17 protein-coding genes and 2 pseudogenes are annotated in these 21388 nt (G+C 62.6%); 5 read left to right on the top strand and 14 right to left on the bottom strand.

Going from position 1 to position 21388, the window contains the following annotated elements; translation table 11 throughout:
* Nucleotides 1–46 precede the first annotated feature (46 nt).
* From B0G73_RS11635 to B0G73_RS11615, 5 genes are all read right to left on the bottom strand, one after another.
* Nucleotides 47–1357 carry a tryptophan leader peptide gene (locus B0G73_RS11635; protein WP_106280801.1) on the bottom strand — a complete coding sequence of 437 codons (1311 nt, stop codon included), beginning with the start codon at nt 1355–1357 and terminating at the stop codon, nt 47–49.
* Nucleotides 1358–1520: 163 nt separating this feature from the next.
* Nucleotides 1521–2213, bottom strand: coding sequence for a phosphatase PAP2 family protein (locus B0G73_RS11630; protein WP_106280799.1), 693 nt, complete (start codon nt 2211–2213; stop codon nt 1521–1523).
* Nucleotides 2214–2474: 261 nt separating this feature from the next.
* Complete coding sequence (gene nudC / locus B0G73_RS11625; RefSeq protein ID WP_106280797.1) at nt 2475–3407, bottom strand: NAD(+) diphosphatase; 933 nt, start codon at nt 3405–3407, stop codon at nt 2475–2477.
* A gap of 151 nt (nt 3408–3558) precedes the next feature.
* Nucleotides 3559–3978 (bottom strand): cytochrome c, encoded by a 420-nt coding sequence (locus tag B0G73_RS11620; RefSeq protein WP_106280795.1) that lies wholly within the window; start codon nt 3976–3978, stop codon nt 3559–3561.
* A complete protein-coding gene (locus B0G73_RS11615; protein ID WP_219907271.1) occupies nt 3971–5563 on the bottom strand; it encodes a flavin monoamine oxidase family protein in 1593 nt (530 codons plus the stop codon). Before B0G73_RS11615 ends, B0G73_RS11620 begins: the two co-directional genes overlap by 8 nt.
* Nucleotides 5564–6081: 518 nt before the next feature.
* On the opposite strand from B0G73_RS11615, the gene B0G73_RS11610 reads away from it, so the two are divergent.
* The 3 genes from B0G73_RS11610 (at nt 6082) to B0G73_RS11605 (ending at nt 7090) form a co-directional block, all read left to right on the top strand.
* Complete coding sequence (locus B0G73_RS11610; RefSeq protein ID WP_106280792.1) at nt 6082–6429, top strand: hypothetical protein; 348 nt, start codon at nt 6082–6084, stop codon at nt 6427–6429.
* Between the two features lie 210 nt (nt 6430–6639).
* On the top strand, nt 6640–6804 hold the full coding sequence (locus B0G73_RS40005) for a twin-arginine translocation signal domain-containing protein (RefSeq protein ID WP_146144170.1): 165 nt from the start codon (nt 6640–6642) through the stop codon (nt 6802–6804).
* 73 nt (nt 6805–6877) lie between these two features.
* On the top strand, nt 6878–7090 hold the full coding sequence (locus B0G73_RS11605) for a hypothetical protein (RefSeq protein ID WP_258193275.1): 213 nt from the start codon (nt 6878–6880) through the stop codon (nt 7088–7090).
* A gap of 385 nt (nt 7091–7475) precedes the next feature.
* Here the strand turns inward: B0G73_RS11605 and B0G73_RS41180 are convergent.
* The 4 genes and pseudogenes from B0G73_RS41180 to B0G73_RS11585 form a co-directional block, all read right to left on the bottom strand.
* Nucleotides 7476–7671 (bottom strand): annotated as a pseudogene (locus B0G73_RS41180) (aromatic alcohol reductase); the annotation flags it as partial.
* A 72-nt stretch (nt 7672–7743) separates the two neighbouring features.
* Nucleotides 7744–9024, bottom strand: coding sequence for a cytochrome c (locus B0G73_RS11595; protein WP_106280790.1), 1281 nt, complete (start codon nt 9022–9024; stop codon nt 7744–7746).
* 12 nt (nt 9025–9036) lie between these two features.
* Nucleotides 9037–11289 carry a xanthine dehydrogenase family protein molybdopterin-binding subunit gene (locus B0G73_RS11590; RefSeq protein WP_106280788.1) on the bottom strand — a complete coding sequence of 751 codons (2253 nt, stop codon included), beginning with the start codon at nt 11287–11289 and terminating at the stop codon, nt 9037–9039.
* A gap of 1 nt (nt 11290) precedes the next feature.
* Entirely contained in the window at nt 11291–11746 is a 456-nt protein-coding gene (locus B0G73_RS11585) for a (2Fe-2S)-binding protein (RefSeq protein WP_106280786.1), read from the bottom strand.
* 409 nt (nt 11747–12155) lie between these two features.
* Between B0G73_RS11585 and B0G73_RS11580 the strand changes: the two genes are divergently transcribed.
* Entirely contained in the window at nt 12156–12554 is a 399-nt protein-coding gene (locus tag B0G73_RS11580) for a hypothetical protein (protein ID WP_106280784.1), read from the top strand.
* Nucleotides 12555–13029: 475 nt separating this feature from the next.
* Nucleotides 13030–13847, top strand: a pseudogene (locus B0G73_RS11575) (alpha/beta fold hydrolase).
* A gap of 10 nt (nt 13848–13857) precedes the next feature.
* Here the strand turns inward: B0G73_RS11575 and B0G73_RS11570 are convergent.
* The 5 genes from B0G73_RS11570 to B0G73_RS11550 form a co-directional block, all read right to left on the bottom strand.
* Nucleotides 13858–14823 (bottom strand): peptidoglycan DD-metalloendopeptidase family protein, encoded by a 966-nt coding sequence (locus B0G73_RS11570; RefSeq protein WP_106280782.1) that lies wholly within the window; start codon nt 14821–14823, stop codon nt 13858–13860.
* A 623-nt stretch (nt 14824–15446) separates the two neighbouring features.
* Nucleotides 15447–15863, bottom strand: coding sequence for a hypothetical protein (locus tag B0G73_RS11565; protein WP_106280920.1), 417 nt, complete (start codon nt 15861–15863; stop codon nt 15447–15449).
* A 244-nt stretch (nt 15864–16107) separates the two neighbouring features.
* The gene (locus tag B0G73_RS11560) at nt 16108–17367 is read right to left on the bottom strand and encodes a cytochrome c (RefSeq protein WP_106280780.1); all 1260 of its coding nucleotides are present in this window, start codon (nt 17365–17367) and stop codon (nt 16108–16110) included.
* Nucleotides 17364–18128: a (2Fe-2S)-binding protein gene (locus tag B0G73_RS11555; protein ID WP_106280778.1), complete on the bottom strand. Its 765-nt coding sequence runs from the start codon at nt 18126–18128 to the stop codon at nt 17364–17366. The genes B0G73_RS11560 and B0G73_RS11555 overlap by 4 nt, the downstream gene beginning before the upstream one ends.
* On the bottom strand, nt 18125–20953 hold the full coding sequence (locus B0G73_RS11550; protein ID WP_106280776.1) for a xanthine dehydrogenase family protein molybdopterin-binding subunit: 2829 nt from the start codon (nt 20951–20953) through the stop codon (nt 18125–18127). Before B0G73_RS11550 ends, B0G73_RS11555 begins: the two co-directional genes overlap by 4 nt.
* Between the last annotated feature and the right edge of the window lie 435 nt (nt 20954–21388).

Genomic DNA, 21388 nt, shown 5'->3' with positions numbered 1-21388 from the left:
ATGGTGCTCGCTCGGCTAATCCAGGGATTTTCGGCCGGCGGCGAGTTCAGGGCGGCACCTGTTCGGGCGGACCGTCGAGAATACGGAGCTTGCCGGCTATGTCGGGAATATTGCGGCCGCCCGAGCGTGCTTCGTTGTCAAGTCGATGCGCGGTTGCACGGCAATGCACGAGCGTGTCATGCAGCCGGGGCTCCGCCTGAAGGGCGGTCACCACCTTTTCCAGCTCAGACGGGGACTCACTCAGAAGGGCGGGGACGACCTCTTCCGGCGGTATCAGCGAACCGTTACTGAGAAGCTGTGCGGTCCAGTCGCATCCGTACAGAAGCGCGCGTCGCTCGGCCCTTTGCGCTTCTTCCTGGTCCAGCGCGGCGAGGCTATGGCGGCTTCTGTGAAGGGAAGTGCGCCAGGTCGTGAGGATGTCGGTGCGCAGTCTGGCAATTGCGTCACCGAGCGGTGCGTTCTGCCCACCCGCCGCGAGGCGGCGTTCATCGAGGCGGTCGACGTAGTCCCGATACCCGTCGAGGAAAGATTGCCAGTTCAGCGGCAGTTCGGTCGTCTGCGCGAACGAGTGGTTGAGCTCACCGAGCTCGTTGCTGATTTCGTGAAGGGCCTGGGTGTCGGCAAGACGTGCTTCATAGACGTCATGCGCCGTCACCATCTGGCGGTGCAAGGGAAACAGGGGATTGCCGTGGCGTCGTTGCAGATGTCGTTCGGCAGCGCCCGGATGGGCGCTCCATTTCCAGTTGGATAGCGATTTTGCGTCAAATTCGACTTTGTCGATCATCGCCCGGAAGACCGCCAACGCCTCCTCCGTTGTATGGCGAAAGCAGTCAGCGAGCTTGTAGTCGTTGCCTTGCAGACTGGCGCTCTCATTTTCTCCGGCATAAGGGGACTCCGGTGCAAGCCGGAGGAAACCCGTGGCCAGAAAGAATTCCATCGGCAGCTCGACCGGCAGGCTCTCCAGCCGGAACGTACGCTCCCCGGAGGAAATCCCCTCGATAGAATGCGCAAGGCGATTTTCGAAGTCGAGGAGGGCATCGATCCTCTCACCGGATGACGGTTGCGCTTCCTCAGCGAACAGACAGAACGACTCACGCACCATGCGTGCCGCGATCGTGCCATGCTTCTCGGCAAAGAGCCAGAACCAGAGGGCGAGCTGATATCCCCGGACTCCGTTTCGCAGGACCGGTTCGACATCTGGCGTGAATGTGATGCCGGGCGCGGCCCACCCTGCGAACGGTGCGGCATCGCTGCTCAGGTACATGCCCAGAAGCTGTTTGATCGACTGATTCGTATCGCTGGGCCAGCTTTGCGTCCCATCTTGCCGCTTCTCGGTTTTCCAGAGTCTCCAAACCATCCTGAACCTCGCAAACGGGTGGGTGTGCGCCTTGGCAACGATACTTGCACACCCGGCCGCCGATCACTGAACCGGTTCCGCCAAAAACAAGGCTTTTTCCGCCCGCTCATGCGCGAGAAGGCGCTGGACACGCCACACCGACACTTTCAGCGCCACGCGTGGTTTATAAATTTCTGACTACACTGCTCGCCAGTGTGCGCAGTTCGTCGAACTGCGTAACGAGTTCGAGGCACAGAACGAAGGCCAGCATCCCTGAAGGCGCCGGGTGGCATTCGATCCATCGCAGCGCCGGCGTGGCGTAGCGCGCGCGGATGGCGTCTCGCGTCATGACATAGGCAATGACGATGCCCACAGCGGCGCCCACGAGCAAATCGGTCGGGTAGTGAAAGCCGAGATAGGCGCGCGGAAGGCAAATGAACAGCGCCGTATAGAGAATCGCCAGCACGCCGATGCGACGCGACACGAGGAAGATGCCGGTGGCGACCGCCATCCATAGCATCGCGTGGTCGCTGGGGAAGGAACTCCAGTTGCTCAGCAGTGCGTCGTTGAGATCGCTACCTGCAAATTGCAGATGCAGTTCGGCGTTGTAGACGGGGCGGACCCTGAACGGCAACCAGTGAGTCAGCAGTCTTCCGACGACGAGCGCCGCGAGGCCGCTGAAAAGCGTCGCAAGAACCATTTCTCGTCGCCATTCGCGGCGCTCGTCGTGCTGAAACCACATCCACCAAAGCACGGGAATGAGTACGAGGCCTTTGAATGTGTAAAGGTCGGCGATACTTGCAATGGATCGCGTCGCGAGATGGCCGAAGTGTAGGTTGGACAGATATGTTTCGATAGACAAATCGAAGCTGTTCATTATTTTGTAATAAAGTTGAGCTAGGCGACCGAGATTAGCATATCCCAATCAATGCGCCGGATTTCCTGGCGCTCACTCGATATCCGTCAATCGCGCGTCAATTGCGCGTCGATAGCCGCGGCCGACATGTCGCCGGCTGTGCTTGCTCTAGCGCGTCACACGCTTTCCGAACTTCCACTGCAGATGGGCGCCCGATGGGAATCCGCGCGTGAAGCAGAAGGGCGTATCGCGGCGCGTGTAGCGGCGGTGCGGATTGACGGCTCAGCCGATCAATACCGAATCACCCTTCTCGACGTACGCCTGCAGCAAATGATGGGCAATGGCGAATGGCTTGGGCGCCGACAGTCTGTCGGCATGCGTTCCCGCCAGCATCGCCGCGACCTCCTGGCGGGAGAACCAGCGGGCGTCTTCGAGTTCTATCGTATCGATGACGATGTCCGTGTCGCTCGCTTGCGCAAAGCACCCGATCATCAGCGATGAGGGAAACGGCCACGGCTGCGACGCAAAGTAGACAACCTGCGCACATGTCACGCCGGCCTCCTCCATTACTTCGCGGCGCACGGCGTCTTCGGCGGTCTCGCCCGGTTCGACGAAACCGGCAAGCGCCGAGTACATGCCCTTGCCGAAATGCCGCTGGCGGCCGAGCAGACACCGTTCGCCGTCTATCACCAGCATGATCACGACTGGATCCACCCGTGGGAAATGGCGCGCGCCGCAAACATCGCAGGTGCGTTGCCAGCCGGCGTTGGTGACGCGGCTTGCGGAGCCGCAGTTCGCGCAGAAGCCATGGCGGCGATGCCAGTCGAGCATCGACTTGGCCTCAGCCAGAACGCCGAGGGCTCCAGCAGCGACGAGGTCTTGCAGCGCTAGCGAGCGAAGGTCGATGTGTTCATGCCCGCTGTCAGGCTCCGGGTCCGCAGGCGCGAAGCCGAGCGCAAAACGTCCGCTGCCGTCGCTTTCTTCGCCCAGGAAAATACGATGAAGCGGCTCGCCGAAGGCGGTGGTTTCGCCGGCGGCGAACCACGGGTCATACTCGCTGCCTCGCTTAAGCAAAGGGACGTCGCCATGGAAGACGAGAAAGCGCGCGGCCGGATGGTTGCGTAGATGCTCGATGAAGGCATGGTCGTCCCGCTTGTCGGAGTGGCGGTCGAGCGGGTTGAAGTTGAAGCCGATGGACGCGGAAGTGGCGATCATCACGGTCGTCAAGGTGGCAGGGAGATCCGCAAGTATGGCACGGGGTTGGGCGTTATCGCCCGTTCAGGTTCAGTCGGCTCGCGGGAGGTGATGGCCAGATGGAGGAGGGTGCGCAAAGGAGACCACGCATCCATATCGCTGCCATGTCAACTCAGCGCAAACTTCGAACCTGGCTCGGCGTGACACCTCCGGAAAACCGATTGCCGAAATGGGTTCTCGTGTAGTTGACGACAGCAGCGACCTGATCGTCATCCATCTCGTCGCCAAACGAAGGCATCGACTTTCGCCCGTGGAGTACGTTGATGATGACGTAGGGTGCGGCTTCGACTGCCGGGTTGTCAGCGAGCGCGGGGAAGTGACCCGCGCCCTGTGCGCCTTTTCCGTCCGGCATATGGCATCCCGCGCAACTGGCGTTGTAAAGCGCTTCGCCGCTTTTTTCAGTGAAGCGGTAGCCCGGCGAAATCGTGAAGGTGCGCGTCGCGTCCTGCGCCACCGCCTGAGCCGGTATCGTCGCGGCGCCCATCGACAAGGCGATCAGCATCACGCCGAGAATCAGCTTTGGCCTATCCATTGACGATTCTCCGATGCAATCGGGTGATCGCATCCAGTGACGACAGCACGGCGCCTTCCTGCCATGCCGGAATATGGGAAGCGTGCTCGCCGGCGAGGACGATCCGTCCGTCGATCTGACAGAGATTCGCGTAATGCACCTGTCTCAACGCATCCGTCCAGGCAGCGAAACAGCCATTCGTAAACGGTGACCGGCTCCAGCTCATCGCGAAGCCGTTCTGGTACTCACGCGCGTACTGCGGATGAATCTGGCTACCCTGGCTCAATGCCACGGCGATCCGTTCGGCGGGCGGCAGCGCATCCATCTCATAGCTGGCGGGCCCCCACATGTAGGCGCCAAGCAGCACCGCAGGACCGCTCGAACCGTAACCTGTTGCCGGATAGCCGATCGTCGAGATCGGCAGGTCGGTGTGCGTGATACCGCCGTAGATCTGCTCGTCTTCCTCCCAGAAGCGCCGGCCGAATTGCAAGCCGATTTTCACCGATGTCTCGTAAGGTACGGCATCGATTGCGGCGCGCATGTCCGGGCCAACCGCAATGTCGATCTGACTCAGGATCGAGAGCGGAATGGTGCACACGAGCCAGTCCGCGTGCGCGTTCCGTTCGGTCCGGGTGGTCGTATCGGTATAGCGCACGGTGACACCGTGCTCGTCCTGCTGGATGCCCGAGACTCTGGCGTTGAACACCACGGCGCTCGCGACCTGCGAATGAAGCGCATGGGCAATCCGGTCCATGCCGCCGACGGGCTGGAAGAGGGTGCTCTGATAGTCCAGCTCGTTGCCCGAAGACAGCCATTGCCACAAGCGCGATGCAAGCAACGGTTCGCGCGGCAGTAGATTCGATGGCACGGCCTCGGGCATCAGCCCACCGCCATAGGCGGTCTCGAATCCACGGCGTTCGCTGCTTCGGTCGCCCATCTGGTAGCGACCATCCCGACCGAGCGCACCCCATTGGCGCAAGGATTCGAGTAGCAGTTGCGCATCGTCGGCTGACAGCGCATCGTCGAGTGCGTCTTTGCGGATCGCTTTGGAAAGCAACTCGGCAATATAGCCTTGATAGTCGGTCTGCACCGCGCGGAATCGCTGGGGTTGGCCAGCGAAGGCCTCTGTCGAATGCAGGTAGGCGTTGTAGTTGACCTGGATAAACGGCTCGAGCGGCACCTTCAGGCGCCTTGCGTAGTCGAGTACACCCTGGTGATGATACGGAATGCGCCAGGGCCCCGGGTTCAGATAAAGACCGTCAGCGAAATCGCAGTACTGGGTGGCACCGCCAAGTTCTGTATAACGATCGCCACCCCTGACAGTCCAGGCCCGGCCACCCGCGCGGTCGTTGTATTCGAGCACCTGTACGTGGTAGCCCGCGCTCCTCAACTCAAAGGCCGCGACGAGGCCGGCCATGCCCGCGCCGAGCACAAGAATGCGCGTTCCTTTGGGCGCGCCATCGAGCCGGATCGGTCCAGCATAGGTGGAGGCAGCGGCGAACCCGAGCGTGCCCATACCTTGCATCATGGCGGCAGCGCCGAGGTTCCTGCCGATCAGCGTCAGTAGATGCCGGCGGCTCATCGCGTTGGGGGTCATTCTCGACATGAGGACCTGGTGTCCCGATTGGAGAAACGATAGCGAGCTAGGTCAGATGGCGGCGCGGGCTGCGAAGGCATGGGCTACCGCCGCGCGAACCGGGCTCGAGGCGAATCAAAACTATGAACTGTTTTTCTTCGCCGTGTGCGACCGTCCGTTATCTGAAGTCGTCGCAGCCTCCGGTGCCGGAAGACCGGCGCGCGGCAAGATTCGGACTCTGGGATGCGGACATCGGAACTCTACACTGACACTACAACTGTTGATAATTTATATTATGTCAAATTGACTAGCTGCTGAACTGTGGCATGAGCGCGGTTCCCCTGGCCGCTCTCGGCAATTGCATCGGTTCCTCTCAGATCGACGTGAGACCATCCTCGCGGCGCTCGACCGGATCTTCGGCGCATACTGAGCGATAACAGGACGGCTTTGTTCAAACGCACAACCGTCGTATCAGCAAATCCGGCTCAAACCTTTAAACATTTATCTCGCGGTTGCACTTCACCCTTGAAACCGCGATTGGAGATGCGATGCAATTCGACAAGCATCAGGAAAGGCTCAAGCAGAATGGCGCAACTATGCGTCCTGGTCCGCCGAGTCTATTGGCGAAGGTACTAGCCGTGGTGACAGGCGCTGCCCTACTAGTCGTGGGGTTCGCCGTTTCGCTTGTGATGTTGGCGGTGGTGCTTGGAGCAGGCATTTTGATCGGCGGTTTTGTCTGGTGGAAAACGCGCGATCTGCGCAAACAGCTTCGCGAGCAAGCAATGCGCGCACAGCAAACGCGCGAGCAACAGGTGCACGTGCGCGCGGGACAACGCGTGGATATCGACAACGTGGTCGAGGACGTCGAGTTCAACGACGAAACTCGACAGAAATAATCACGGCACCGTGACTGCGCATGCGCTCCGTTACCGGGTGCGGAGAGGGAATGTTCAGTATGGCTCTCTCGCACCAAGGAGCTTTGTCAAGTTGAAGGCGTGCCATATAGAATGCTGGGATGAAGAAGATCGTCACTGCCATGTTGGCGGCACCGTAGCTGAAGAAACGCGCTTTTTGCAGATCCTGATAACCAGAGAAAAGGGAATGCCGTGACCAAGTGCGATCGCAATAACGAGGTTCTTTTCAGCGTAGGCCGGCGGCAATTTCTCGGCTACACCGGCGCCGGGATGCTCGCGGCGGTCCTGCCCGGCTGCGGCAACGGCGACATCCAATCGGCGCCCTATCAGCAGACCATGCGCTCGGTCAACAGATGATCCAGCAGGCCGTCAGCGATCCGTCGAATCCCGTCGCCGCGATCTCGATCGCGATGGTCAACGGCAACATCGTGTGTTCGTCACGACACTCGCCGAACTCCCGGGCTACGTGCTGTACGGCAACGAAGATCTTCGCTATCAACTGATCGTGCCAGTGAGCGATACGCTCGGCGGCATGTCGATCAAGGTGCCGGGCAATTTTGGACGCGACCTCTATGAGATCCGTTTCGCGTCGACCACGGCAACTTCGCTGACGATCGGCAGTTCGATCTACGCGCGGATCTGACAGTGAGTCGTTCCATGGCGCCGGGCCTCGCGGTCTGCGTCGACGGCATGGCGTTTCGCGCACGAGGTGCCTGGTGAGCATGCGGCGGTCTTCGGTTTACCCAGCGCGCGCACCATGCGTCGCTGCGACTTCTCGCGCAGAAACGACCCGGGATGGCAGGCTGAACGACGGCTTATCCGCAGCGACAGATTCTCTGCAAAAACGACCGCTGACAAGCAACTTCGGCCACCTGCTGCATTGCTTTCACACGCCGACTTCGCCGAGCAGAATTCGGTGGAAGTCAGTACGGAATACGGGGGGGGAGCCCTTCCCCATCGCCGGGGTCGGGCTTTGTGTTCGGGGAAGCTGTCGTGGATGCCGTTTGCCTGGACGGTCGGACTCCCGATTACTCGCTGCGGCCCGAAGTAGGGTTTGCCTTGATCCACGATGCCACGTCGGTGACCGGAATGGCGTAGTGTTGATTGAACGTCCCACCCTTGTCCCATGCAACACCCCGCCCTTCAGCAAAAGCCGCACGATACTTGCGCATCATATGCGTGCGGGTCGCGCGCCAGCTCGTGCAGCAAATACTGCACCCTCCACGTCGCCTCGCGATTCCCACGCGCGCCACTGGCCACTGGCTGTCGCCGTTTTTTATCGCCAGCCCCGCAGAATTACCGAGCCGCGTGCGTCGACTTGCGCAGCTTCGCCACGTCGTCCGCCGTCACCGCCGGCGCGCCGTTGTTCCATCCGGCCCGCACGAAAGTGAGCACATCCGCGATCTGCTGGTCGTTGAGCACCGGCGCGTACTTCGGCATCGGATACGGCGCGGGAATGCCGCCGATCACCAGGTCCTCGGTGCCGTTCAACGTCACGTTGATCAGCGACGACGGATCCTTCTCCAGCACGTTCGGATTGCCGGACAACGGCGCGAGCATCGGTGTGAAGCCGCGTCCATCGACACCGTGGCAGTGCATGCAATACGCCGTATAGACGCGCGCGCCGGCATCGTTCGCGGGACGGTTCAACGACACCTTCGTCGCCTGCGGATCGTACTTATAAGGCGGCGCACCGTTGCCCCCTGACGGCGGCAGCGACTTCAGATACGTCGACATCGCAGCGATATCCGTATCGTTCATGCCCTGCGTGCTGTTGTTGATCACGCTGGTCATCGAACCGAATGCGGAGGCATGGCGATTCGCGCCGGTCTTCAGAAACGCCTGCAAGTCCTGATCGTTCCAGCGGCCCAGACCGACGTTCTGCTCGCCAGTGAGGTTCGCCGCGAACCAGCCGTCGAGCACGCCGCCGGTCAGGAACGCGCTGCCGCTTTCATCCAGCGCCTTTTCCTGGAACGCGACGCCGCGCGGCGTATGGCACGACCCGCAGTGCCCGAGCCCCTGAATCAGATACGCGCCGCGATTCCACGCGACGTCCTTGCCCGGCTTGTCCTGATAGACGCCTTTATCCAGGAACACCATGTTCCAGAACTTCAGCGGCCAGCGCATGTTCAACGGCCACTTGATGTCCGGCTCGCGATTCGCCTGCTGCACCGGCGCCACGCCGCTCATGAAATACGCGTACAGCGCTTTCATGTCGTCGTCGTTGACCTTGGCGTACGACGGATACGGCATCGCCGGATAGAGGTTGTGGCCGTCTTTCGCGACGCCTTCGCGCATCGCCCGCGCGAAGTCCTCTTCCGTATAGCCGCCAATGCCGGTCTGCGGGTCCGGCGTGATGTTGGTGGTGTAGATCTGGCCCATCGGCGTGGTCATCGGCAGGCCGCCCGCGAAGGGCTTGCCCTTCGGCGCCGTATGACAGGCAACGCAATCGCCGACCTTCGCCAGATAAGCGCCGCGTTGCACCAACGCCTGATCCGCCGCTCGCGCCGGAGTTTGCGCGAACAACGGCAGTGCCACGCACAACGCCGCGCCGAAACCCTTCAGTGTGTTTTTCATGTCGGGCTCCGTTCAGACGGTTTGCAGTTGGCTGCCGACCGGCAATTGCCGCAGCCGCTTGCCGGTGGCCGCATAAATCGCGTTGGTCAGCGCGGGCGCGAGTGCCGCCGTGCCGGGTTCGCCGATGCCGCCGGGCGCCTCGCCGCTCTTCACGATATGCACATCGATAGGCGGCGTCTGATCGATCCGCAGCATCCGGTAATCGGTGAAATTGTTCTGCTCGACGCGGCCGTCCTTGATCGTGATCTCGCTGTAGAGCGCCGCCGTGATGCCGAAGATGATGCCGCCCTGCACTTGCGCTTCGACCGTGTTCGGATTGACCACCATGCCGCAATCGACCGCACACGTTACGTGCTTGACCGCCACCTCGCCCTGCTCCACCGCGACGTCCACCACGATCGCAAAGAAGCTGCCGAACGCGTGCATGACCGACACGCCGCGCCCTTGACCCTTCGGCACCGCGCTGCCCCAGTTCGCCGCTTGCGTGGCGACGTTGAGCACGTTCAGCGCGCGCGGAGTCTTGCCGAGCAGGTCCTGACGGTATTTGACAGGATCGACTTTCGCCTGCGCCGCGAGTTCGTCAATGAAACTCTCCACCACGAAGGTGCCGCGCGTCGGTCCCACGCCGCGCCAGAATGCGGTGGGCACCGTGCGCGGTTCCTGGCGAACGTAGTCGATCAGCTGATTGGGCAAGTCGTACGGCAGGTCCGACGCGACCTCGACCGCGTCCGGATCGATGCCGTTCTTGAACGCGGGCGGCGCGAATCGCGCCAGTATCGAGGAGCCGACAATCCGGTGCTGCCATGCGACCGGTTTGCCATTCGCATCGAGGCCGGCCGAAATCTTGTCGTAGTAATACGGGCGGTACATGTCGTGCTGAATGTCTTCCTCGCGTGTCCAGACCACTTTCACCGGCGTCGACACCTGCTTCGCCACCTTCACGGCTTGCGTGACCATGTCGAACTCGAGCCGCCGGCCGAAGCCGCCGCCGATCAGATGGTTGTGCACGACGATCTTGTCGGCGGGCAGCCCCGTGACCGCCGCGGCCGCATCCACCACACGCGTCGGCACCTGCGAGCCGAGCCAGACATCGCAGCCGTCGGGGCGCACATGCACCGTGCAGTTGATCGGCTCCATGGTGGCGTGCGCGAGAAACGGCTGCTGATACACGGCGTCGACGCGTGTCTTCGCATTGGAGAACGCATTGCCGACGTCGCCGTCTTTACGCGCCACCGCGCCGTCGCGCTGCGAGGCATTGGCGAGATCGTCGACGATCTGCTTCATCGACAGGTTCGCGCCCGCACCGTCGTTCCATTTGATGACGAGCGCCTGCACGCCGCGTTTGGCGGCCCACGTGTGGTCGCCGATCACCGCGACCGCGTTGTCGATCTTGATGACCTGGCGCACGCCGGGGATTTTCTTCGCGTTGGTGTCGTCGACGCTGGCGAGCGTGCCGCCGAATACCGGGCAGTTCGCAATCGCCGCGTAGACCATGTCGGGCACGCGCACGTCGAGACCGAACATCGCCGTGCCGTCCACCTTCTCCGGCGAATCGAGGCGCTTAACCGCTGTGCCGATCAGCTTGAAGTCCTTCGGGTCCTTGAGCTTGACGTTCTGCGGCGCGGGCAGACCGGCAGCTGCCGTCACCAGCTGACCGTAACCGATGCTGCGCTTGCTGGCCTCGTGAATCACCTGTCCGGCCTCCGCATGGCAGCTTGCCGGATCGACCTGCCATTGCTGCGCCGCCGCGCTGATCAGAATGGTTCGCGCAGTGGCGCCCGCCTTGCGCATCGGCTCCCACGCATAGCGGATCGAGGTCGAGCCGCCCGTGAGCTGGCCGCCGAGCAGCGGATCCATGAAGAGCTTTTCGTTCGGCGGCGCGTGATCGATGGTGATCGTGTCGAGCGGCACTTCGAGTTCTTCGGCAATGAGCATCGGAATCGACGTGTAGACGCCCTGGCCCATCTCTACCTTCGGAACCACGAGCGTGACCTTGCCGGCGGTATCGATCTGGATGAACGCGTTCGGCGCGAACACGCCGCTTTGCGGCGTTTCTACGCCGTCGCCGCCGATCACCGACTTGCCGGCTTTCTGATCCTGGCTCGCGGCCGGCATGCTGAAGCCGAGCAGCAGACCGCCGCCCGCCGCCGCGCCGACCGTCACGCCGAACTTCAGAAAGCTGCGGCGTGAAAAGCCAGCTGCGGCGCGCGCGCCGGCCTTCGACGCATGCGCGCCGTTTTGTGAATCAAGCAATCCCTGGGACATGTCATGCCCCCTTGGCGGCTTGCTTGATCGCCGCGCGGATGCGGTTGTAGGTTCCACAGCGGCAGATATTGCCGGCCATGGCGGCGTCGATGTCCGCATCGGTAGGATTGGGATTGCCTGCCAGCAGCGACGCCGCCGACATGACCTGCCCCGACTGACAGTAGCCGCATTGCACCACGTCCAGTTGGCGCCAGGCCTGCTGCACCTTCTGACCGGCCGGCGTGCTGCCCACCGCTTCGATCGTCGTGATCTTTTTATCGCCGACGGCTGCTGCCGGCAATACGCACGAGCGCACCGCCACGCCGTCGAGGTGCACGGTACACGCGCCGCATTGGGCGATGCCGCAACCGAACTTCGTGCCGGTCAGACCGACGATATCGCGCAAGACCCACAAGAGAGGCATGTCGGGCGGCGCGTCGACGGTGTGCGTCTGGCCATTGATATTCAGCGTTGTCATGGAGCGGCTCCGAGTGGGGTTTATTGTTTATCAAGCTGTTTAGACAGAGACGTCGGACCAAAACATAAAGACTCACCGCGTTTATTCGACTGACTGGACTAATACGTATGGTGTTTTTCCGGTCCTTGAAAACGGCGATAAATGCATGGGCGCGAACCTGCCGATACTGACCGGCGAATTGTAGACGCGCATTAAAAAATTCGCCTCGTGGCTGCACACTGCGGTCAGCCTGAGGCATTTCGCGGGTGCCGAGTGCGCGGTTGAAAGGTGTTTTTAATCGACGGCAGACGATCCGCGCATCGCGCCTTGATGATCGGCCTCTATACGCCAGTGAATCTAATTGAATCAATGCCGGGCGATTTTGTTAGCATGGACCCGGTCTGACTGACTATCCGAAGGAGCAGCACATATGGACGACTCGCAATGCACTCAATTCCTCTCGGACATTCGCCGGCCGCTGTTGGCGCTGCACAAGGCCATTCTCGATCACGAGCGTGCCGTGTACGAAAAGGAATTTGGCCCGGTCACACCGGCAGCTTTCCTGCAGGTGCTCATCAACGGGTCGGGGTTCCGCTGGCTCGCGGCGCTCTCGACAGTCATAGCGAACGTCGACGAAATTCTCGACGATAAGGAAGCCGAAGCCGCCGACCGCATCGCCGCGGCCGAGGCGGTGACGGGACTTTTCTCGCCCGACCAGCCGAACAATACTTTTTTGCCACGCTATCTGCCGCTGTTGCAGGCCGATCCGGCGATCCTGCATCACCATGGCCAGGTGTCGCAGTTGTTGCGCGGGTACGAATCGAAGTAGCCGGTTGCGCGCGGCCTGGTGCGCTCGCGTGATGCGAGTTTGGGCCGCGCCCTTTGCGCGTTGCCCGCACTTTGCCCTCGGCATGATCGTTGGGCGCGTTGCGTTCATCCCGCCTCGGCTCCCGAATTTCCTCACCATTGAATACGCGCGCTTCGACCCATCGTGCCGTGTTTGCGCGATGACGGCATGGGTGCGCCGTCGTCGCGATTACCAGGCTTTTCGAACACGTCCAACACAACGAGGCCTTGTTTCAGGCCAATTTATGCGCAATTCGTAAGAGTGCATGTTGCCGGCCTCGCTTGTTTGCGATTGAAACGAGTGCGCGATCTAGTCATGGCTGAATTTGCCTGGCTTTGCTGAATAAAACAAAGGTGAGCTTCTGCGGGAGATCTTCAGCGGGAGCTACGAAAAGCCGGTCAGCATGGTTCACGAAGCCCTGCTAAGGTAGGCAGACCTTCTTGCGACGCTCATCGCCATGCAAATCTGGCCGCTCCCCGAAAGCTACGCCTTCCGCGATCAAGCCGTGCGTTTCAACGTGACGGGCAATGGTCCGCCGCTGGTGCTGGTTCACGGCACGCCGTTTTCTTCGTATGTGTGGCATCGCATTGCACCGCATCTCGCCCAGACACGCACCGTCTATTACTACGATCTGCTCGGCTACGGGCAATCCGAACAGCGCGACGGCGCGGACGTCTCGCTGGGCGTGCAGAACGCTTTGCTGGCGGAATTGCTCGCGCATTGGCAACTGACAAGCCCGGACGTCATCGCGCACGATTTCGGCGGCGCGACTTCATTGCGGCGCATCTGATCGATGGCTGCGACTACCGCAGCCTCACGCTGATCGATCCGGTAGCGGTCGCGCCATGGGGTTCGCCGTTCGTGCGGCATGTGCGCGATCACGGCGACGCGTTTGCCGGACTGCCGCCGTACATTCACGAGGCGGTGGTGAAAGCGTATGTGCGCGGCGCGATCGCGCGCGAGATTCCGGACGACGAACTCGCGCCCTATGTAACGCCATGGCTCGGCGCAACCGGCCAGGCCGCGTTCTATCGGCAGATTGCGCAAATGGATCAGCGCTACACCGACGAGGTCGAAGCGCGCTATCCGCAGCTACGTTGCCCGGTGCAAATTCTGTGGGGCGAAGAAGACCAGTGGATTCCACTGGCGCGCGGCCGTCAACTGGCCGCGGCCATACCGGAAGCGCGCTTTCAGGCGGTGCCGAAGGCCGGCCATCTGATGCAGGAAGACGCGCCGGAAGCGATCGTCGCCGCGGCGCTGCTGTGGCTGGATTGAAGCCGCGCGCCTAGCCGCGTCCTTGCGGCAGGTACGGCATCGGATCGATCGGCTTGCCGTCACGGCGCAACTCGAAACCCACGGAAACGCGCGAGTTCTTTTCGTCGCCCATCTCCGCGATCTGCTGCCCCTGCATGACGATATCGCCGGTTTTGACCAGCAGCTTGCGGTTGTGCGAGTAGGCGGTCAGAAAGTCCTTGTTGTGCTGGACGATGATCAGACTGCCGTAGCTGTTCAGGCCCGTGCCGGCGTACATCACCTTGCCGTCGGCCGCGGCGCGTACCGGATCGCCCGGCCTGCCGCCGATTTCGATGCCGCGTGTTTCGCCCGGCTGGAATCCCTCGACCACCCGCCCGCCCGCGGGCCAGGCCAGCGCTACGCCGTTCGCGTGCCGTGCGGTTTGATGCGCCACTTCGCGTGCTTCAGCGGAGCTAGGCACCGGCGTCTGCGCGGCTTGCGCGGTCTGCGACGGTAACTGCGTAGCGCCCGACGCCAACGCCGGCTGCCGCGCCGCGACCGCAGCACTCGATGCGGACGCCGCCGCGGCTTTCGCTGCCGCATTGGCCGCATTGGCCGCATTCACCGCCCGCACCGTTTCCGGCGATGCGACGTGCAAGACCTGTCCCAACTTCAACCGCGAGGACGCCTTCAATCCGTTCCAGGCCTGCAACTGCTTCACGCTGCAATGATGATGCTGCGCGATGCGCGCCAGGCTGTCGCCACGTTTGACGCGATACACGAGCGGCGGCGAATTCTTGAGCAGCGCGCTCCCGTCGGCGTTGATGCCTGGCGGTGCAACCGCTGTCGCATCGGAGGCCGGCGCGGTTGCCGCCAGCGCACCGGACGCGGGCGCTGCGCCCGCTGCCGCGCCTGTCTGCGCGCCCTGCTGACCCACATTCGCACAACCGCTGACCGCCAGCGCGACCCATACGCCAGCCAGACTGGCCATCATTGTTCTGTCGAAGCGCTTTCCCATCTTGTTCGACTCCTGCCTCGTTCATTGGCGAGCTGGATGTTGCCTTGTCGCAAGCGACGCGCACGCCCGCACGGCGCGCTGCTTTCCCTGCGACACGACAAAGCCGCCTCGTGCGGCGCTCACCCTCGCCTTGCCGACCAACCCAACCCCTCGCCTTCACAAGCTGCCGAACACTTGGGACGCGCCCATGGCGCCCGCCGAAACAGCCGATCTTCCGCGGAAAGGGCCAGATTGCCGATTAAAATTCAAGCGGAATTGTAAAGTGCGTTTTATACAAAACGCGTCGAGCCACATACTTTGATACAAACCTTACGCTGGGTATTGCGGATAACGTTGCGCATGCAACGTGAACGCGCGACGCGTGCCCGTCAGGCATCCGCATGACCGTCGCAAATCCGGTTGTTGCAGGACCGCGTTTCGTGTACTACGGCGAATCGGGTGCGCGTTTGCAAGTCATGCAAAAGGCACCTACGGCCCCACCTCGGCAAACGCGCGATTACGTTTGCATTAACGGCAAAGTGGCATGGAAACTTGAATCGTCAGCGCTGGCGACCGTGGGTGTGAAGTCCGAGTCGTGGCGGCGCTCGGACGGAACGGCGTCCGTCCGGCGCGACCGGACAGGGCTAGCTGTAGTACTGCCCCTGGTATTTCACGTAACCGACCGGGTGATGCGTGAAGTGCAGTACCGGCAGAACGGGATTGCGATTGTCTTCGGTGGGATAGGCTTTGGCGTCGGGGATGTACTCGCCCTGGGCTTCGATCGGCTGGCCTGCCTGCAAGTTGGGGATCTCATGCGCGAGGCCCTCGTTGTCGCCGAACCGCACGGCGACGAAGACCTCGGTGCCCACGAGATTTTCCGTACCGCCTTCGAACTTCACCACCGTGTCGATCTTGATGACGAAGTGCTGGTGATTGGCGCCATTGTGATTTTCCGGGCTGGCGAACACCTTGCTGATCGTGCCTTGCACGCAGGCCAGCGGCGCGCCGAGCGAATAAACGTAACTATGATGCGGAAGGATCTCCGTCGCGCGATTGCTCATGAAGTCTCCGTGAAAGGAATCTGCCTTGCCTACGGCGAAACGTAACGCGCGCCGCAAGCCGGCAGCGGCGCGATACCATTTGAGCAGACCATGGCGCGCGAGTTCATTGCGCGACTTCATGAGGAGACACGATGACCGAGGCGGGGCAAGCAAAAACCGACGCCCTTAACAACCCGAAGCGTCGGTTTCTTCGAATGCCCGCGCCCGGCGCCCTGACAGAAGGCGCCGGAAGCACATCAACGGTTCAACGCAGTGCTTTCACCGCATCCGCCGTCACATCGGCAGGCTGGCCGCCCCACGTCGCACGCAGATAATTGGCGAGTTGCGCAAGTTCCATATCGCTGAGTTGATTGGCGAAGCCGGGCATCTCCTGCATCCGTTCGAGGCCCGGAAAATCCTGCGCGCCGATGCCGTCGAGCATCGCCGCAATCAGATTGTGGGCATCGCTTTGACGCAGCGTCGAATTGCCATGCATCGGCACGGCAACATGCGGCTTGCCCTCGCCGTTCAATCCGTGACAGCCCGCGCACACGCCCAGATACACGTTGCGCCCTGCTTCGAGCTGAGCGGCATCCGCGGAAACCGGCTGCAGCGGTTGCGGCGCGGGGGCCTGGTCGCCGAGCAGGTAGGTCGAGATCGCGCGCAAGTCGTCATGCGTCAGGTACTGGCTGCTCAGATGCACCACGGGATACATCTCGCCGAATGCCGAGCCCTGCGGCGCGATGCCGGTGGCGAAGAACGTCTGCAAATCGGCTGCGGTCCAGCCGCGAGCCGCGAGACCATGCGGCGTGATATCCGGCGCCGCGATCCGGCCGAGCGCCGCGCCGGTCAACGGCTTTGCGCCGTCGAGCTGGCCGAACGTGCCGCGCGGCGTATGACACTCGGTGCAATGGCCGAGCGCGCTCGCCAGATAGCGTCCGCGATTCCACTGCGCCGTCTGTCCCGTCGACGCATCCGGCAACGCGTCTTCCAGGAACATCCAGTTCCAGAAACGCACGCCGAAACGCAGCGTGAACGGGAACGACAGTTCGGGCTCGTGGTTCGCCACCGCGGCCGGCTTCTGCGCCATCAGGTACGCGTAGATCGCATCGCTGTCCGCGCGCGACAGCCGGCGGTACGACGTGTACGGCATGGCCGGATAGAGCTGCTTGTCCGGCGCGACGCCGTCGTGCAGCGCCTTGTACAGGTCGTCCGCGCTCCAGTTGCCGATACCGTGGTCCTTGTCCGGCGTGATGTTCGTGCCGTAGAAGGTGCCGAACGGCGAAGCGAGCTTCACGCCGCCGGCGAACGGCGCGCCGTCTGGCGTGGTGTGGCAGGCGGCGCAATCGGCGGCTTTGACGAGGTAGCGGCCGCGCGCGAGCGGATCGGCGGCGGTGGCTTGCGGTCCCAATGCGGCGGCCGCGGCCAGTGCGGCGGAATCGTCGTGCTTACCGCCGCACGCGCTCAGCATGAGCAGCGTACCGAGCAGCAAGAGCGTGCGGCGCAAGGTGATGGGTCGCCTCATTGTGCGGCGTCCTTTACGAGGCCCGGCGTCGTCAGCACGACTTCCTTCACGGCTTCGTAGTAGCGCACGTAGCCCGTGCAGCGGCAGATGTGATCGTTCAACGCTTCGGTAATGGTTTCCTCGACTTTGTCTTTAGCGACCGGCTGACGCTTCAGGCGTTCGATCAACACGGTCGCCGCATTGACGAAGCCCGGCGTGCAATAGCCGCACTGAAAACTGAAGTGCTCGAGAAACTTCTGCTGGATCGGTGTCAGTTCGAGGACCTCGCCGGCTTCGTTGCGCTTCGCGTGGCCTTCAATCGTGCGAATGGACTTGCCGTGAAAAAAATTCGCGCCGGTGATGCAGGTGCGCACTTCTTCGCTGGTGCCGTCCGGTTTGTCGACGATCACCACACACGCGTGGCAAACGCCCTGGCCGCAGCCGAGGCGCGAGCCGGTCAAGTGAAGATACTCGTGCAGATAGTCGATCATCATCAGGCCGGCGGGCACATCGGTCGGGCCGACGATCTCGCCGTTCACCTTGATCGACAGCGGCATCGAGCGGAATTGCGTCAGCGGTCGCTCGACCGCGCTGGCTGCGGACGCGCCCGCAGGCGCGCGGGCAGCGACGGCAGCCGAAGCTGCGGCGACGCCGCTCGCCTGAGTGGCAGAAGAGCCGCTTGCAGAGGCGGCGTAAGCGCTGCTTGCGGAAGCGCCACTTGGTGCAGCAGCGCTCACCGCGCCACTAGCGACATTTGCGTTGGTTTGATTAGGGGCCGTCATGCGAGCACCTCCTGAATACGTTGCGGGGTGACCGGCAGGTCGGTAAAGCGATGTCCGATCGCGTGCGCGATCCCGTTCACGATGGCGCCGACCACGGGAATCATCACGACTTCGGCGATGCCCTTCGGCGGATCGGTCTCGGTCAGCGGCGGCAGCACTTCGCCGGTCTGCGTCCAGACGGCGACGTCCGTCGCGCGCGGCAAGTGGTAACGATTGAAGTTCCACGTCCCGTTGCCGGGGCCGTCTTCGTAGAGCGGCAGATATTCATGCAGCGCGTGGCCGATGCCCATCGCCAGACCGCCTTGCAACTGGCCGGACACGAGTTGCGGCGAGATCTGATTGCCGCATTCCATGATCGAGTGATGCGCGAGCAGATCGACCTTGCCGCTTGCTTCATGCACCGACAGTTCGACCAGCGTGCCGACCGCGCTGTAGTACGTCACGGCCGCGTTGTTGCGCTGGACCGGCGGAATAAACACGCGTTGACGATCCAGCACGCGGTAGCGATTCGGCGTGGTCTGCGTCTTTTGCTTATCGGCCGACGCGCTGTCGCCGTAGCGCACCGCGAGCCCGTCGAGCGGCCAGCGCTCGATGCTGCCGTCGATCTCGAAGTCCGCTTCGGTCCACTGCCACCGGTTGAACACGTGCACGGTTGCGCCGGTCACGAGTCCGAGTTCGTGCGCCTTCTTCGCGAGCTGTTCGCACGGCAGCGGTTCGAGGCCTGCCGCGGAGAGCTTGCCGTCGACCCAGCGCGCGTCTTCGATACGCACCAGCAATGGCGCGGCCTGGCCGCCGCCAATGCCCTGGCTCCAGATCGACATCGCCGCCGGCCACAGACCATGCGTGAACACGACGCGCGCCGCTTCGCGCGTGCTGTGCGTGAAGTAGTAAGCGGAATTCGTCGCGCTCGAGGGCGACGCGTAACCCGGCGACCAGCGCGGATTCGCCGCGAGTTTGTCCTGATCGGCTTGCGACATCATGTACGGATCGCCGCTCGTCACAACCGGCAGATCGGGCCAGTCGGTGATGGCGACGTGCACGTCGGTGGCCGGCTTGCCGAGCCATTTCGCCACCGCGACGGCCTGCGAGGTCGACATGCCGGTGCCGATTTCGGCGGCCGTGTGTTGCAGGCCGATCTTGCCGTCGGCACCGAATTCGACCTTCGCGAACGAAGTCTCCGCGCCGGTGCCGAAGTCCTTCTGCACGCACGCGAAGCCGACGCCGTAACGCTTGCCCGGATGCGCCGCTTCGAACTCGACCTTGCGCTTCGCGCGGTTCGTCCACAGCGGATGCAGCTTCGCTTTGTTCAGCACATCGTCGACGCGAATCGCGCCGGCCGGCACTGCGCCTTGCGTGTTCTTCATGCCTGAACGCAGCGCATTTTTCAGGCGGAACTCGATCGGATCAAGTTCGAGCTGCGCGGCGATTTCATCGATCATCATCTCGGTCGCGGCCATGCTCTGCAGCGTGCCGTAGCCGCGTGCGGAACCCGCGTCGATCGCGCGCGAAGCAATCGCCACCGCCGACAGATCGTTCTTCGGGAAGTAATAGATCGACTGCGCGGCTGTTGCGCCGACCATTGCCACCGACGGCGAGAAGTTGCAGCGCCCGCCGCCGTTCGCTTCCATCTGCGCCTTGAACGATTGCAGCAAGCCGGTTTTTTTATCGACGGCGATGCGGTAGTTCATCTTGAACGCGTGGCGCTTCAACGAAGTCTGGAACTGCTCGTAGCGATCGTTGGCAAGGCGCACGGGACGGCCATCGGCATACATCGCGCAAACGAGGCCGTAGAACGGCACGTTGAAGTGATCCTTGGAACCGTAGCCCACCGTGTAGCACGGGTGGAGGAACAGATGCTTCACCGGGAATGCGCACTTCGCGACCATCTCGGCCGCGCTGTCGGCGACCTCCGACGGCGCCTGGGTCGGCACGACCATATGCAGCGATTGCGTCGCCGCGTCGTACCAGCAGTTCGCGTTGTCGGGCTCGAGCGCGGCCGTGTCGATCGACTGCGTGTTGTACTCGCGCTCCATCACCAGCCAGTCGGCCGAGGGCTGATCGAGTTCCTGCTGGATGCGCGCGGCGTGGAACATGCCCTGCTCGTCGAGCTTGCCGTGTTCGACGCCGTCCGGCCACACCGGCTGGTGCTTGCGCATCATGCTCGGGAAAACAGGCGCATCTTTGAGACTGGAGAAGGTGTCGTCGTCGTACGGCGTCTTGCCGCCGACGCGCACGAAGCGGAACGTGCCCCACGGATCGCGTTCGAGCACGCCGGTCGGCGCGCCGTAACGGATGATCTGATCCTGAAACTTCAGCTTGTCTTTTGCGAAGCGGAAGCGCGCGAAGTCGTGATAGATCAGGATCGCCACCGCCTGGCCGAGATACGCGGGCGTCTTGCCCGGCGGCAACAGCATGTCGTCGCCGTAGAAAGCCGGGAAGATCAGGCCGTCGCGCGCCAGATCGGCGGCGGTGATCACGCGGTCCGGCTTCAGTTCGTCGCCGAGCAGCGACAGGTCGAAGCCTTCGTAGCTGCGGTCGGCTTGCGTCGTGCGCAGAATGAAAGCGTGCGATTGCTGCTGCGGCCAGTGCGGCATGTCGGCGGCGCGAATGTCGCGCGCGAACACTTTCGAGCCGGTGACCTTGGCGATCCCGTCGATGCGGAATTTCGCCTGACCGTTGGCCGCATCCCACTGCACGGGCGTCAGGATTTTCTCTTCGAACAACGCAGCGAATGCGCGGCTGCCCATCGGCGCGATATACACCGACACACCCGCCAACACGCTGGCCTTCAGAAAACTGCGACGCGAAAGGTCGAGTTTCCCCATGGACTTCTCCTTTAGTGAATACGGCGGCAACCCGACCTCGCGGGGCTTCCATCGAGGCGGCCCGCGAGGTAACTGTTCCGACGTCGTCAGAACGACGCGGGGCGCGGACCGTCGCACGCGAGCGTCCGCGTGCGTGCTGGCACACGACGAACTTGCGCTGGACGGCTGTCACCACGAGGGAGGTATTCGAACCGCGGACGCTATCTAACGCCCGGGCGTACCGGCGACCTGCGGCGACCGTCACTTCGGTCGCGCCGCAGTCGATCTGATTGACCTTGAACTACCGTGAATTGCCTTTCCTTGCCCCACAGAGGGCAAGGGGCGCGATTATCGCGTTAATTCGCCGCAGCGTGCGTCAAATTTTGTGCACTATCTCGCAAATAACGGATCTGGTATGAAGCGCCATATTCACGGCATTACAGCGGGTGTGAGCGC

This window comes from Paraburkholderia sp. BL25I1N1, from assembly GCF_003002025.1.
In the GTDB taxonomy this organism is placed as follows: domain Bacteria; phylum Pseudomonadota; class Gammaproteobacteria; order Burkholderiales; family Burkholderiaceae; genus Paraburkholderia.
This window is presented reverse-complemented; position numbering and strand designations above follow the sequence as displayed.

Excerpts from the sequence above, each read along its gene's own strand:
- B0G73_RS11635 (WP_106280801.1), bottom strand. The coding sequence starts at position 1,357 with ATGGTTTGGAGACTCTGGAAAACCGAGAAGCGGCAAGATGGGACGCAA.
- B0G73_RS11630 (WP_106280799.1), bottom strand. The coding sequence starts at position 2,213 with ATGAACAGCTTCGATTTGTCTATCGAAACATATCTGTCCAACCTACAC.
- nudC (WP_106280797.1), bottom strand. The coding sequence starts at position 3,407 with ATGATCGCCACTTCCGCGTCCATCGGCTTCAACTTCAACCCGCTCGAC.
- B0G73_RS11620 (WP_106280795.1), bottom strand. The coding sequence starts at position 3,978 with ATGGATAGGCCAAAGCTGATTCTCGGCGTGATGCTGATCGCCTTGTCG.
- B0G73_RS11615 (WP_219907271.1), bottom strand. The coding sequence starts at position 5,563 with ATGTCGAGAATGACCCCCAACGCGATGAGCCGCCGGCATCTACTGACG.
- B0G73_RS11610 (WP_106280792.1), top strand. The coding sequence starts at position 6,082 with ATGCAATTCGACAAGCATCAGGAAAGGCTCAAGCAGAATGGCGCAACT.
- B0G73_RS11595 (WP_106280790.1), bottom strand. The coding sequence starts at position 9,024 with ATGAAAAACACACTGAAGGGTTTCGGCGCGGCGTTGTGCGTGGCACTG.
- B0G73_RS11590 (WP_106280788.1), bottom strand. The coding sequence starts at position 11,289 with ATGTCCCAGGGATTGCTTGATTCACAAAACGGCGCGCATGCGTCGAAG.
- B0G73_RS11585 (WP_106280786.1), bottom strand. The coding sequence starts at position 11,746 with ATGACAACGCTGAATATCAATGGCCAGACGCACACCGTCGACGCGCCG.
- B0G73_RS11580 (WP_106280784.1), top strand. The coding sequence starts at position 12,156 with ATGGACGACTCGCAATGCACTCAATTCCTCTCGGACATTCGCCGGCCG.
- B0G73_RS11570 (WP_106280782.1), bottom strand. The coding sequence starts at position 14,823 with ATGGGAAAGCGCTTCGACAGAACAATGATGGCCAGTCTGGCTGGCGTA.
- B0G73_RS11565 (WP_106280920.1), bottom strand. The coding sequence starts at position 15,863 with ATGAGCAATCGCGCGACGGAGATCCTTCCGCATCATAGTTACGTTTAT.
- B0G73_RS11560 (WP_106280780.1), bottom strand. The coding sequence starts at position 17,367 with ATGAGGCGACCCATCACCTTGCGCCGCACGCTCTTGCTGCTCGGTACG.
- B0G73_RS11555 (WP_106280778.1), bottom strand. The coding sequence starts at position 18,128 with ATGACGGCCCCTAATCAAACCAACGCAAATGTCGCTAGTGGCGCGGTG.
- B0G73_RS11550 (WP_106280776.1), bottom strand. The coding sequence starts at position 20,953 with ATGGGGAAACTCGACCTTTCGCGTCGCAGTTTTCTGAAGGCCAGCGTG.